Raw genomic sequence first — 13,199 nt, forward strand, 5'->3', positions numbered from 1 at the left:
CGATTACCGTAGGAGAGCAGCTCTCTGTTGGGAAGAAGGCACTTCGTGGTAACCACTGGCACTGGCACTGGCACTGGCACTGGCACTGGCACTGGCACTGACACTGACACCGCCCCGGCGATCAGTCCGTACCGGGCGGGCTGCCCGAGCCGTCACATCCTCGATCGCATCGGGGACCGCTGGACGGTGCTCATCGTCGTCGCCCTCTGGGACGGCAGCGCCCGCTTCTCGGAGCTGGGCCGACAGGTCGAGGGCATCTCGCAGAAGATGCTCACCCAGACGCTGCGCGGACTCGAGCGGGACGGGCTCGTGCGCCGGACGGTCCATCCCGAGGTCCCCGTCCGCGTCGAGTACGAGCTCACCGAGGCGGGCCGGACCCTGCGCGAGCCGTTGCGTGCGCTGCAGGAATGGGCCATCACCTACCTGTCCGACATCACGGAGTCGCAGGAGGCCTACGACAGCGCACGGTGAACGAGGTCGGACCGGCGGATCCGCCGATCGCGACCATCGGTGCGTCCCGACGCGCACCGACGCCGACTGTGGTGCCGTGGGTCCGGGTCAGAGTCCGAGTCCTGATTGGGGTCCGGGTCCGGGTTCTGGCAGGTGGCGTCATCCGCGCTGCGGATCGATGTGGATCTTGGGCCCGGCTCCCGCCCCGTCCGGCCGGGCACCCGCGAGGACTCCCGCCACCTCGTCCAGCCCGATGGTCGCCGCGATGAGCGGGCGGGGGTCGACGGACCCGTCGGCGTAGGCGGCGATGGTCTCCTCGAGCGCGGGGGAGGCGCTGAGCACACCGACGACGGTGAGGTCGCCGAGCACGAGATCGCGGGTGTCGATGCGGCTCGGCTCCTCGGCCAGCCCGATCAGGACCACGCGTCCGCCCGGCTCGACGCGCGAGAGCGCCCAGGGCGGGAGCTCCGCGGAGGGCGCGGCGTCGATGATCGCGTCCACCGGCAGATCCGGCAGGGTCTCCTGCGTCCACACGTGTGCCAGTCCCAGCGAGCGGGCGAACTCCAGCCCCGGCCCGGCCAGCCCCAGCAGGTGCACCTCCGCTCCGGAGGCGCGGGCGAACAGCGCGCACAGCAGACCGATCGTGCCCGGTCCCATGATCAGCACCCGGTGCCCGGGAGCCAGGGCCGCGCCCTGGACGGCGCGCAGAGCGTTGCCTCCGGGTTCGACGAGGGCGCCGAGAGCCGGGTCGAGCTGATCGGGCAGCAGGTGGAGCGAGGAGGCGGGCACGGTGAGCTGCTCGGCCAGCGCTCCGGGCCGATCGCCGCGGATCCCCACCTCCTGGCGCGCCGCGCACACGTGCTGGTGTCCGCGCAGGCAGCGTCGGCAGCGGCCACAGCCCAGCATGGTGTCGCCCATGACCCGTCGGCCGCTCCATCCCGGATCCACGCCGTCGCCGAGCTGAGAGACCGTACCCATCCACTCGTGCCCGATGCGCATCGGGAAGCGGGCGTGACCGGAGCGGAGGTAGGCCATGCTCCCGGCGAAGAACTCGAGATCGGTGCCGCAGATCCCCACGCGCTGCACGTCGACCACCACCTCACCGGGCGCCGCGAGAGGCGGGGCGACGTCGCCCGCGGCAGCCTCGCCGGGGCCGGTGATCACCAGTGCGCGCATCGGGGCAGCTCCTGTCGGGGGTCGGTCTCACCTGCGGACTCATCGTTCCGGAGGGGTCGAGGTGACGTAGCATGCGGGCATTCCACACAGTAGACCGCCGTTTCGGGGAATGGAATCAGCAATGGAGCTTCGCAGCAGCCAGTGGTACGCGGGCGAGGACCGCAACGCCTACATCCACCGCGCCTGGATGCGTCGGGGAGTGCCCGACGACGCGTTCCGCGGCCGCCCCCAGATCGCGATCGCCAACACCGCCAGCGACCTCACCCCCTGCAACGCGCACCTGACCGGCGTCGCGCAGTTCGTCAAGAACGGGATCCTCGAGGCCGGCGGCGTGCCCCAGGAGCTGCCGGTGGTCTCCCTCGGTGAGACCAATGTGCGCCCCACCGCGATGCTCTGGCGGAACATGGCCGCGATGAGCACCGAGGAGATGCTGCGTGCCAACCCTGTCGACGGCGTGGTGCTGCTGGGCGGCTGCGACAAGACCATCCCCTCCCTGCTCATGGCGGCCGCCAGCGTCGACATCCCCGCGGTGGTGGTGCCCGGTGGGCCCATGCTCAACGGCACCTTCCGCGGCGCCCCGCTGGGCTGCGGCACGGGGGTGTGGAAGCTCAGCGAGGAGGTGCGCGCCGGGACGCTCTCGCAGGAGGACTTCACCCGCTCGGAGTCCGCGATGATCCGCAGCGCCGGGCACTGCAACACCATGGGCACCGCCTCCACGATGGCGCTGGTCGCCGAGGCGCTCGGCACCATCGTGCCCGGCATCGCCGGGACTCCTGCCTCCGACGCCCGCCTCAGCGAGGCCGCCCAGCTCACCGGGCGCCTGGCCGTCGATCTGGTGAAGGACGGCCGCACCCCCTCGACCTTCCTCACCAAGGGCTCCTTCCACAACGCGATCGTGGCGCTCGGCGCGATCGGCGGCTCCACCAACGCCGTGGTGCATCTGCTCGCGATCGCCGGCCGCCTCGGCATCGACCTCACGGTGGAGGACTTCGACCGCATCGGCTCCCATGTGCCGCTGCTGGTGGACCTCCAACCCGCCGGCCGCCACCTCATGGAGGACCTCTTCCGCGCCGGCGGCCTGCTCGCCGTGCTGCGCGAAGTGAAGGACCTGCTGGACCCGGAGGCGCTGACCATCACGGGAAAGCCCCTCGTGGACCACCTCGAGGACGCGGAGATCTTCGACCGCGAGGTCATCTCCGGGCGGGAGAGTCCGGTCCAGGACGACGCCGGCATCGCCCTGCTGCGCGGCAACCTCGCGCCCGACGGCGCCATCATCAAACCCGCCGCCGCCACCGGTGAGCTGCTCCAGCACCGCGGCAGGGCGCTCGTCTTCGACAGCATCGAGGACTTCCGTGCTCGGATCGACGATCCCGAGCTCGAGGTCGACGCAGACTCCGTCATGATCCTGCGAGGCTGCGGCCCCAAGGGCTATCCGGGCATGCCCGAGGTCGCCAACATGCCGCTGCCCACCAAGCTGCTCGAGCAGGGCGTGCGGGACATGGTGCGCATCTGCGACGGTCGCATGTCCGGCACCGCCTACGGCACCGTGATCCTCCACGTCGCGCCGGAAGCCGCTGCGGGCGGACCGCTCGGTCTGGTGCGCACGGGCGACTGGATCGTGCTGGACGTGGCCGGGCGGCGTCTGGACGTGGAGCTCGGCGACCAGGAGCTGGCGGCGCGCGAGCCGTCCTCCGCGATGACCGAGGCGTTCGCCGCGCCGGCGCGGGGGTGGGAGCGGCTGTACGTCGACCACGTCCAGCAGGCCGACACCGGCGCCGACCTCGACTTCCTCGTCGGCGCGAGCGGCTCCGAGGTGGGGCGCGAATCGCACTGACCGCTGCGCTGGTCCGCTGTCGCTCGACCCCGCGCCGGCCTCCAAGCCCCTGCGCGGTCGAGAAGGGTGCCGGATTCGGGTACGGAATTCGTCATGGTTCCGCCGCCCTCGCCCCGGGGTGTGCCCCGTGCGGGACGCCTGTGTCCCGACCGAGGGGCGTGACGTCCAGCTCTGGATGAACGTCCTGGTCGCACCCGGAGGAAAGCGTTAGCCTAGGGGAGTCCGTTCGCGGCGTCCCGCCGCCCCCCGATCCCGAGGAGCATCATGCCCGCCTCTCCGTCCATCACCTTCCACGACGGTCGTTCCATCCCGCAGCTCGGCTACGGCGTGTGGCAGGTCGAGAACGAGGTCGCCGCCGACGTGGTCGTCCAGGCCCTCGAGGCCGGCTACCGCCACGTCGACACCGCCCGTGGCTACAACAACGAGGCCGGCGTCGGCACCGCGCTGAAGACCGCAGGTCTGACCCGTGACGACGTGTTCGTGACCTCCAAGGTCCCCAACCAGGACCAGGGCCGCGACAAGACGCTCGCCTCCTTCGACGGCACCATGGCCGACCTCGGCCTCGAGCAGCTCGACCTCTACCTGATCCACTGGCCGGCACCCTCCAAGGGCCTCGCCGTGGAGACCTGGAAGACCCTCATCGAGCTGCAGGAGCAGGGCCGCATCCGGTCCATCGGCGTCTCGAACTTCCGCATCGAGGACCTCGAGAAGCTCGAGGCCGAGACCGGTGTGCTGCCCGTGCTCAACCAGATCGAGCTGCACCCCTACTTCAACCAGCCCGAGCTGCGCGAGTTCCACGCCTCGAAGAACATCGTCACCGAGTCCTGGTCCCCGCTGGGCCAGGGTGGCGGCGAGCTCGAGGATCCGGTCATCCAGAAGATCGCCGAGGCCCACGGTGTCGACATCGCCCAGGTCGTCATCGCCTGGAACCTGGCGCTGGGCAACGTGGTGATCCCGAAGTCCGTGACCCCGAAGCGCATCGTCTCCAACCTCGCCTCTCTCGAGGTCGAGCTCACCGATGACGAGGTCGCGCAGATCACCGCCCTGCACAAGGGTGCCGAAGGCCGCCGCGGCGGCAACCCGGACGACATGGTCGCTCACCAGGGCGCCTGAGCCCCGTCGGGCCCCACGAGGCCCGACGAGGCCCGACGAGGCCCGACGAGGCCCGACGAGGCCCTACGACACACGCCATTGCGCGCTGTGCTTCCACCACGGGAAGCACAGCGCGCAATGGCGTTCAGGTGAGGGCAGCGCGTGGCCGCTCTCGCCGGAGCATGAGTGGTCACCGGATCCGCGTCCCGGTCTCGTGCAGCACCGACAGCTCGAGCGGGGCCGGCGGGGGCAGCGGAGCGGTGTGCCCGGCGCGCGCGGCCTGGAGCACATAGGCCACCAGGCGTCGCGCTGCGGCCACCGCGGTCGATGCCGGCTGCGCTGCGAGGGGATCCACGGCGAGCAGCAACAGATAGACGTCGCTGTGGTCGAAGTCCGGCCGCAGGGTGCCGGCATCCTTCGCCCGCTGCACCAGGTCGGCCAGTCCCTCTTCGGCGCGGATGCTCGTCACCTCCACGTCCACTGCACCCGGGTAGCGGGCCAGGAACGCGGCGCTGAAACCCCGGCTGCGGGCCTGCATCTCGGTCACGGTGGTCAGCAGTCGCACCAGCCCCCGCCAGGGATCCTCGTCGGCCACGGCTCGGGCGAGGACCGCATCGCACTCGGCGAGCTGTTCGGCGAAGACAGCCGCGACGAGCTCGTGGCGGGTGGGGAAGCGACGGTACAGCGTCGCCGGGCTCAACCCGGCCCGTCGGGCGATCGCGCCGAGCGGCACGTCGATGCCGCGGATCGTGAACAGCTCTCGGGCAGCGGTGATCAGGAGATCCCGATTCTCACGGGCATCGGAGCGCAGCCGGGTCGAGCCGGTCCCGGCACTCCTGGAGGGTCCCGCCCCGCTGCTCCCGGAACCGCTGACCTCGGTGGGGCGGCTCCCGGACCGGCTGCTCTCGGTGGGGCTGCTCTCGGTGGGGCTGCTCTCGGTGGGGCGGCTCCCGGACCGGCTGCTCTCGGTGGGGCGGCTCCCGGACCGGCTGCTCTCGGTGGGGCGGCTCCCGGACCGGCTGCTCTCGGTGGGGCGGCTCCCGGGCCGGCTGCTCTCGGTGGGGCGGCTCCCGGGCCGGCTGCTCGGGGTGTTCCCGTCGGCCCCCGCGCCGTCGGCGATCTGCGAGTGATCCTCCTGCATGACTTCCACTCTAGGTGGAAGTGGAAGAGTGTGTTCACTTCCGGGGTTGTGGTGATGGTTCGGTGCGCCAGGTGCCGTCACGAGAGCTGCTCACGAAAGACGAGGACACCCATGCAGACCATGCAGACCATGCAGACCATGCGGGCCGCGATGTACGACAGCTACGGAGGGCCGGAGGTGCTCTACGTCGCTGAGGTCCCGGTGCCGGAGCCCTCCGCCGGGGAGGTGCTCGTGCGGGTCCGCGCCTCGAGCATCAACGGTGGCGAACTCGCCGTCCGTGCCGGGACGCTGCGCCTGCTCACGGGTCGGAGATTCCCGAGGAAGCTCGGCCTCGACCTCGTCGGAGAGGTCGTCGCCCTCGGCGCCGACGTCACCACGGTGACGGTGGGGGACCGGGTATGGGGGACCGTCGAGGAGATCGAGTCAGGGGCGACGGCGCAGTACGCCCTCGTGCGCCCCGACAAGATCGCGAAGGCACCGAGCGGCCCCAGCGCCGTCGAGTCCGTATCCCTGGTCGCCGGCGGCACGACGGCGATCACCGCGCTGCGTGACCATGCCGGCCTCAAGCCGGGGGAGCGGCTCCTGGTGCGGGGCGCGAGCGGCGGGGTCGGCAGCCTCGCCGTGCAGATCGGACACCTGTACGGCGCGCACGTCACCGGGCTCGCTGGTGCGAAGACCCTCGACTTCGTACGCTCCCTCGGAGCCGACGAGGCCCTCGACTACCGCACCACGGCGCCCGAGGAGCTGGGACGTTTCGACGTCGTCCTCGACACCGCCGGGACCGAGCACCGCCGCTACCGGCGCCTGCTCGCCCCGGGCGGGCGGATGGTCGCCGTCAGCCTCGACTTCGCTCGCCTCGCCCCGAGCATCGCCTACCTCGCGACATCGGCCCGCCACGGCGCACGCCGCGTGCGGTTCTTCCGCGGTGATCCGCGCAGTGACCTGTTCGCGGAGCTGACCCGCCTCGTCGACAGCGGGGACGTGCGCCCGGTGGTCGATACGGTCCATCCCCTGGAGGACATCGCTGTCGCCCATCGCGCCCTGGCGGCCGGCGGGGTGCGCGGCAAGCACGTGGTGGACATCGGGTGAGTGGCAGCCTCTTCGCGACCCGGCCGCCGGCGAGGTGAGAGAACGGAGACCAGGAGGCTCGTCCTCCTCGACGCCCGGTCCGTGGCCTGACGCACGCCATTGCGCGCTGTGCTTCCAAGGACGGAAGCACAGCGCGCAATCGCGTCTGGCTGGTGCCCCTTCGCATCGGGCCGCTGGCCACGCCGTAGGGTCGGAGCATGCCGATCCCCACCGCTGCCGCGCCCGACCACGTCGCCGTCTCCGCCTGCCTGCTCGACGCGGAGGGGAAGGTGCTGGCCGCCGACGGCGCGGACCGCCCGTACTACGCCGCCAGCACCATCAAGCTCCACGTGCTGCTGGCCGCGCTGCAGGCCGCCGACACCGGTGTCCTCGACCTCGACGAGAGGGTCCCGGCCACTGACACCTTCACCGGCGCCGACGGCGCTCTGTTCACCCTCGGCGGCGACCACCTCGACTCCACCCATCCGGCCGACGGGGACCCGGTCAGCATCCGGGAGCTGCTCACGCGCATGATCGACCGTTCCAGCAACGAGGCCACCGACCACCTGATCGAGCTGATCGGCCTGGACGCGGTGGGCGAGGCGATCACGGAGCTGGGCCTCACCTCGACGAGGGTGGAGCGGATGATCGGGGACGCGAGCGCTCTCGCGGCCGGAGCGACCAACGAGACCAGTGCCGCCGACCTCGCGCGCACGATGCGCGCTCTCGTGCGGACGAGCTGCCCGCCGAGCGCACCGACCTCGAGCGCGCAGGCTTCGAGCGCGCAGGCCTCGAGCGCACCGACCTCGAGCGCGCAGGCCTCGAGTGCACAGGCTTCGAGCGCGCAGGCCTCGAGCGCACCGACTTCGAACGCACCGACCTCGAACGCGAACACCTCGGGTGCGCCGATTCCGCACGGGGGCCTCGCGCCGCATTCCGGCCCCTCGACGCACTCTGATCTCGCGCCGGAAGCCGGGCTCTCGGCACGCTCCGTCGACCTCGCCCGCACCGCGCTGCGCGCCCAGCAGATCCCGGTGATCGCCCGTGCCCTGCGCGAGGGCGTCCCCTGGGGCTCGAAGTCGGGCTGGGTCGACGGCTATCGGCACGACGTCGCCTTCCTCGGCGACCCGGACGCGGCGGACGTGCGCTACCTGGCCGTGATGACCTCGGGCCTCGATCCGGAGGCGGCGGACGAGGAGATCGCTCGACGGGTGCGGGCACTGGTGGCTGATGTGGCTGCGTGAGCCTCAGCGGCAGGACGACGGGCCCGTCGTCGGAGGTGGGCCCGTCGAGCAGCGGACGGATGCGCTGGTCAACGGCTGACCAGCTGGTCCACGCATGAACAGTGGGTGACAAGGGTGTGTGCACGACGAGGGAGGGGTTGCCCGTCGTGACCTTTCCGTGATCACAGTGGGATCGAGATCACGCACGGCATCGCCGCCCGGCCGACCGGAGGCCGGGCACCGGGGCGGGACGTGCACTCGACACGGAGGTGTCTGACCGTGACCGATCAAGCACTCGTTCCCCACTCCCGTCGGACCTTCTTCCGCGGGCTCGGCGTCGCCGGGGCCGCGGCCGTGACCGGCGCAGCCGTTCCCACCGTGTTCACCGCGTCGGCCTCCGCGGCCCCGGTGCCCGGCTTCAACCAGGAGATCTCCCGCGACGAGGTCATCGAGCGCGCACACGTCTGGGTCGACGATCCCCGGCCCTACAGCATGGAGAGCTTCGACGTGGGCCCTGAGGACGATCCCGACATCTTGTGGCGGATGGACTGCTCGGGCTTCGTCTCGATGGCGCTCGCCGTCCGCTTCGACGACAACCCCACGGGGCTGACCACCGAGACGCTGCACCCCGACGGCGGCTACGGCATCTCCCACTCCATCAGCAAGGATGAGCTGCTCCCGGGCGACTTCATCCTGCAGAAGAACGCCGACTCGTCCAGCGGAGTGGGCCACGTGGTGCTGTTCAACGGCTGGGTCGACGGCGGGTACAACGTGCTCGAGCAGGCCTACGGCGCCGGTGGCACCACCTCCCGCACCGCCACGTATCCGTACGATGATCTGCCCGCCTACCACCCCTTCCGCTACGACAACATCGTCGACTGAAGGTCGGGCGACCCGTGGACTGAAGGTCGGGCGACCCGTGGACTGAAGGTCGGGCGACCGGTCGACTGAAGACCGGGAGACCAGAGGAGTCCCGATCGACGCGACAAGGGCCTCTCCGCCCGCCGGCTCCTGGAACGGGTCGGCAGGGTGGAGAGGCCCTTCGCAGCGTGAAGGGCATTCCTCCGGGGTGATGGATGGGATCGCCGGTGGTCGAAGAACCGGCTGCCGCCGGGTCCGCTCACTCGACGGGCCGGCTGCCGCCGGGTCCGCTCAGCGGGCCAACCGCACCCGTCGCGCCCCGGCGTACTCGCCCGTCGGGTCGTACTCGGTCAGCGACATGATCTCGACGCTGCGGGCCGCGTTCGGGGCCTGCATGATCTGGTCGTCGCCGAGGTAGAGCGCGACGTGGCGGATGGAGTCCCCGCCCGGCTCGGTCGCGAAGAACACCAGGTCACCGCGCTGGATGTCCACCCGTTCCACCGGCTCCAAGCCCGAGTGGTTCATCTGGTCGCCGGCATCGCGGTCGATGGCGATGCCGTGGTGGTGGAACAGCGTGTAGGTGTACCCGGAGCAGTCGAAGCCGTAGGCGCTCACCCCGGCCCACAGGTACCGCAGGCCCAGGAACCGCTCGCCGGTGGCGACGATGTCCTCGACCGTGGGCAGCGGTGGCTGCTCACCGTCCTCGCGCACCACCACGTCGTCGGCCGGGAGGTGGGCGCGACCGCCTCCGGGGACGGCCACCCGCACGGCGTGCCCGGTGCGGCCGAGCACCGGCAGGATCGTGTCGAAGGAGACGTCGACCCCGGGATGGTTGCCCGACGGTGTGCCGCTCAGCGTGCTGGTCAGCGCGGTGACCGTCGCGGTCGGGGCGGAGGCGGCGTGGTCGGCGAAGCCGTCGTCGACCACCAGGTGGATGGTCGGCACCCAGCCGGGGTAGCCGCGCGGATCGCGCGGGGTGCCCTGCGCGGTGACGACGATGTGCGCCCAGTCGCCGTCGATCTCGTCGACGATCACCTCGCTGCCCAGCACGGCCTGCGACTCGAGCTCACCGGTCAGCCAGCGCCGGGTCTCGGTATCTTCCATGTTCGCGTTCCAGGCGTCGAGGTCGACGGGGTTGGTCAGCGAGGGGTCATCGATCCCGGGACGGTTCGTGCGCGGGTCCACCCACAAGGTGGTGGCGGTGACGGCGACGTGGGCGACGCCGCCCGGCGTGAGGCCGACGCCCGGCTCGGGCCGGGGCCCGGGACGCTCGGCGGGCAGGTCGGCGGGGCCGACGGCGCTCGCCGGGGCGAGGGAGGCCAGGCCCGCGACGGCGAGGCCGGCGGTGCCGGTGGCGGCGAGGCGCAGCCCGTCGCGGCGGGTCAGGCGGGGGGTGGGGGAGTGCGTGGACATGATGTCTCCTTCGACGGGTTCCCGCCGGAGCGGGGCAGTGGTGAGCCGGAGTGCGAGGCGTTGATCTGCACGGCGGCGATCGAGCTCGGATCCGTTCGAGTGCGGACGCGTCGGCCGGGTCCGGCCGACGGGCGCGGAAGGCGTCATCGATCATCTCCGATCGGGTCGGACGGGTCGACGTCGGCCCCGAGGCGATCGAGTCCGAGGCCCGGCCCGCCGGTCAGGCGGAGCCAGCCGCTGTCCTGCACGTACCCGCCGGCGGGGACGTCGGAGGCGAACCAGGCCGGCGGATCCAGGTCGATCATCGTGATCGCGGGATGGGCGATCGCCAGATGTGCTGCGGCGGTGATCGAGATGCGCGGCTCCATCATGGCGCCGACCATGCACTCCACCCCCGCCTCCCGGGCCACGTCCGCGATGGCCAGGGCCCCGCGCAGCCCGCCGGTCTTGGCGAGCTTGATGTTCAGCAGATCCACCGCGTCGGCCTCGACCAGGCGCCGGGCATCGGCGGCGTCCCAGACGGACTCGTCGGCCATGATCGGAACCTCCACCGCGGCGGAGACCCGGGCCAGGCCCTCGATGTTCGCCGCGGCGACCGGCTGCTCGACCAGGTCCAGCGGCAGACCGTCGGCGACGAAGCCCGTGATGATGTCGATCGCCTGCTCCGGCTCCCAGCCCTGGTTGGCATCCAGTCGCAGCCGAGCCCCGGGAGCGGCCTCGACCACGGCGGCCAGACGTCGGCGGTCCTCGTCGATGTCGCGGCCGAGCTTGATCTTCAGGACCTGCTCACCGCCGACGACGGCCTCGCGGGCGCGGGTCGCCATCACCTCCGGATCCTCCAGCGAGATGGTCATGTCGTTCATCAGCCCGTCGCCGATCCGACCGCCCAGCAGCTCCACCAGAGGAGCGTCGAGACGCCGAGCCCAGGCGTCGTGCACGGCGACCTCGAGCGCGGCCTTCGCGCTGGTGGCGCCCTCGAGCGCCCCGGCGATCCGCGCCGAGAGCTCGAGGATCGTTCCGCCGGTCCCCTCGAGAGCCCGGCGCAGCGGACCGGTCAGCGCGGCCGTGATCGTCTCGGCCGATTCCCCCGTGACCGCGACCGTCTCCGCCGCGCTGCCCTGGCCGAGGACGCCGCCGGTCAGCTCCACCTCGGCGACGACGTACTCCACCGCCTCGGTGCGCCGGGCGGCGGTGACGAACGGCCGCAGCAGCGGCGCCCGGTGGCGGTGCGCGCGCACCGCCACCACGGTCATCGGTTCCGCGGCCGTCTCCCGGAGGACGAAGGTCTCCGCCACGGTGTCGTCCCCGCTCACAGGACCGACATGATCTGCGCGGCGGCGAGCCCGAGGAAGGTGCCGGCGAAGGAGCCGATCAGCGCCATCAGCACCCCGACGGGCACCAGCTGGCGGTTGTAGGCGGCCGCGACCACGGGCGCCGAGGCGACACCGCCGATGTTCGCGGTGGAGGCGACGGCCAGCGAGAACAGCTCCACCTTCGCGAGCTTCGCGTAGACGAGCATGATGGCGATGTGGACCAGCAGGACCAGCACGCCGATCAGCAGATACAGCGGGGCCTGGGTGAGCGCGGAGAAGTCCGAGCCCGAGGCGATCTGCCCGATCACCACGAACAGCATCAGCGTGGCGACCTCGCTGGAGCCCGCGGTCTTCCCCAGCGGCGTGACGGCGATGATCAGCCCCAGCAGGGAGACGATGAGGATCGTCCAGGTGGTGGCGTTGACGACGGTGCCCCATTCGGGCAGCAGCCCGCCCAGCCAGGCGGCCGCCGTCGAGGCGAACAGCGACCCGAACACGACGATCGCGAGCGAGGCGACCGTGATCGGCCGCTCCTCCTCGTCGAAGGCGCCGACATGGGCATCGAGGTGGGAGGTGTCCGCCTTGGTCCACCGGTTGAAGCGGGGCGAGGAGGCGACCGCGGCGAACATCGCCATCAGCCACACCGAGTACATGATCGTGTCGGTGATCAGGGCGTAGCCGAAGATCGACTCCGGGGCCTGCAGGATGTCCTGCACGGCGACCATGTTGGCGCTGCCGCCGGTCCAGGAAGCCAGCAGGGCGCCGAACACCTTCCAGGACTCATCGTGCAGCGCGGCCTGGAAGATCGTGACCACCACGATCATGCCGATGAACAGCGAGGCGGCCGAGACGGCATAGGTCAGCAGCAGCTTGGGGCCGAGGCGGATGATCTTGCGGATGTCGCAGCCGAACAGGAACAGCAGGATCATCGCCGGCAGGAGGACGTCCTTGACGGCGGCGACCGGCGCGCGGGTGGCGTCGTCCTGACCGAACACGCCGAAGGAGTTGAGGGCAGCGCACGCCAGGTACATCAGCACCATGCCGGGCACGAACTTGAACAGTTTCCAGCCGGTCGTGCGTTCGAGCACGATCAGCACGCACGACAGTCCCAGCAGGACGCCGAGCATGAGCAGGCCGTTGGTGATCACGGGAAGAGCTCCTCGAGGAGGGGATGGACGCGCCGCCGGGCACAAAAAAATCGGAAGCACCCACCAGCGGCGCCTCGGTCGAGGCGTGCTGCGGCGCTTCCGACGGGATCCGGTTCGGTGAGGTTCCGGGCAGACGGTGCGGGTATGGAGTTATGCGGCGGGGCCGGCCGACAAGTCGCGGTACTTCGCAGCGGCGTTGCGCACTGCCGTGGCGAGCGCCCTCTGCGAGGACCCGTGGTACCTGTCGGTGATCGACTCCACCAGGGAATCATCCTCGAGGAGGGAACGGCCCACCAGCAGCTCGCGGACGAACTCGACGGTGAGGGTCAGGGTGGCGGTGCAGTCCACCTTCTCGATGACGTGGGTCTCAGTATCGACGATGAGGCCGATGAAGAACAGCCCCCACTGCTCCGTGATCGGATTGTTGCTGGGCGCCTTGGACTCGCCGGTGAGGTAGATGGTGCGTGCCATGCGCTGAGC

General features: G+C 71.2%; 13 protein-coding genes. 7 read left to right on the forward strand and 6 right to left on the reverse strand.

Features of this window, described 5'->3' with window-relative positions; genetic code table 11:
- Positions 1-45 precede the first annotated feature (45 nt).
- Positions 46-471 carry a winged helix-turn-helix transcriptional regulator gene (locus JOF44_RS14840; RefSeq protein WP_342591799.1) on the forward strand — a complete coding sequence of 142 codons (426 nt, stop codon included), beginning with the start codon at positions 46-48 and terminating at the stop codon, positions 469-471.
- 138 nt (positions 472-609) lie between these two features.
- Here JOF44_RS14840 and JOF44_RS14845 read toward each other — a convergent pair whose 3' ends face one another.
- Positions 610-1,626 (reverse strand): zinc-dependent alcohol dehydrogenase, encoded by a 1,017-nt coding sequence (locus tag JOF44_RS14845; protein WP_209893030.1) that lies wholly within the window; start codon positions 1,624-1,626, stop codon positions 610-612.
- Between the two features lie 121 nt (positions 1,627-1,747).
- Here JOF44_RS14845 and JOF44_RS14850 point away from each other — a divergent pair, with 121 nt between their 5' ends.
- Both JOF44_RS14850 and JOF44_RS14855 read left to right on the forward strand, forming a co-directional pair.
- Positions 1,748-3,460 (forward strand): IlvD/Edd family dehydratase, encoded by a 1,713-nt coding sequence (locus JOF44_RS14850; protein ID WP_209893033.1) that lies wholly within the window; start codon positions 1,748-1,750, stop codon positions 3,458-3,460.
- Between the two features lie 264 nt (positions 3,461-3,724).
- Positions 3,725-4,573: an aldo/keto reductase gene (locus JOF44_RS14855; protein WP_209893035.1), complete on the forward strand. Its 849-nt coding sequence runs from the start codon at positions 3,725-3,727 to the stop codon at positions 4,571-4,573.
- A 169-nt stretch (positions 4,574-4,742) separates the two neighbouring features.
- Here the strand turns inward: JOF44_RS14855 and JOF44_RS21190 are convergent, their stop codons facing one another.
- Complete coding sequence (locus JOF44_RS21190) at positions 4,743-5,285, reverse strand: TetR/AcrR family transcriptional regulator (protein WP_342591800.1); 543 nt, start codon at positions 5,283-5,285, stop codon at positions 4,743-4,745.
- Positions 5,286-5,301: 16 nt separating this feature from the next.
- Between JOF44_RS21190 and JOF44_RS21195 the strand changes: the two genes are divergently transcribed.
- The 4 genes from JOF44_RS21195 to JOF44_RS14875 all read left to right on the forward strand — a co-directional run bounded on the left by JOF44_RS21195 (position 5,302) and on the right by JOF44_RS14875 (position 8,866).
- Entirely contained in the window at positions 5,302-5,682 is a 381-nt protein-coding gene (locus tag JOF44_RS21195) for a hypothetical protein (protein ID WP_342591801.1), read from the forward strand.
- Between the two features lie 122 nt (positions 5,683-5,804).
- Entirely contained in the window at positions 5,805-6,782 is a 978-nt protein-coding gene (locus JOF44_RS14865; protein WP_245348963.1) for an NAD(P)-dependent alcohol dehydrogenase, read from the forward strand.
- 197 nt (positions 6,783-6,979) lie between these two features.
- On the forward strand, positions 6,980-8,005 hold the full coding sequence (locus JOF44_RS20815; protein ID WP_245348964.1) for a serine hydrolase: 1,026 nt from the start codon (positions 6,980-6,982) through the stop codon (positions 8,003-8,005).
- Positions 8,006-8,263: 258 nt separating this feature from the next.
- Positions 8,264-8,866, forward strand: a complete 603-nt coding sequence (locus JOF44_RS14875; RefSeq protein WP_209893041.1) for a C40 family peptidase — start codon at positions 8,264-8,266, stop codon at positions 8,864-8,866.
- A gap of 270 nt (positions 8,867-9,136) precedes the next feature.
- Here JOF44_RS14875 and JOF44_RS14880 read toward each other — a convergent pair whose 3' ends face one another.
- The 4 genes from JOF44_RS14880 to JOF44_RS14895 form a co-directional block, all read right to left on the reverse strand.
- Entirely contained in the window at positions 9,137-10,258 is a 1,122-nt protein-coding gene (locus JOF44_RS14880) for a C40 family peptidase (RefSeq protein WP_209893045.1), read from the reverse strand.
- A gap of 143 nt (positions 10,259-10,401) precedes the next feature.
- Positions 10,402-11,571 (reverse strand): dipeptide epimerase, encoded by a 1,170-nt coding sequence (locus JOF44_RS14885; protein WP_342591802.1) that lies wholly within the window; start codon positions 11,569-11,571, stop codon positions 10,402-10,404.
- Positions 11,568-12,719: a DUF819 family protein gene (locus JOF44_RS14890; RefSeq protein WP_209893048.1), complete on the reverse strand. Its 1,152-nt coding sequence runs from the start codon at positions 12,717-12,719 to the stop codon at positions 11,568-11,570. The genes JOF44_RS14885 and JOF44_RS14890 overlap by 4 nt, the downstream gene beginning before the upstream one ends.
- Positions 12,720-12,869: 150 nt before the next feature.
- Positions 12,870-13,190, reverse strand: coding sequence for a DUF3870 domain-containing protein (locus JOF44_RS14895; protein WP_209893051.1), 321 nt, complete (start codon positions 13,188-13,190; stop codon positions 12,870-12,872).
- Between the last annotated feature and the right edge of the window lie 9 nt (positions 13,191-13,199).

The organism is Brachybacterium fresconis (genome assembly GCF_017876515.1).
Classification (GTDB): domain Bacteria; phylum Actinomycetota; class Actinomycetes; order Actinomycetales; family Dermabacteraceae; genus Brachybacterium; species Brachybacterium fresconis.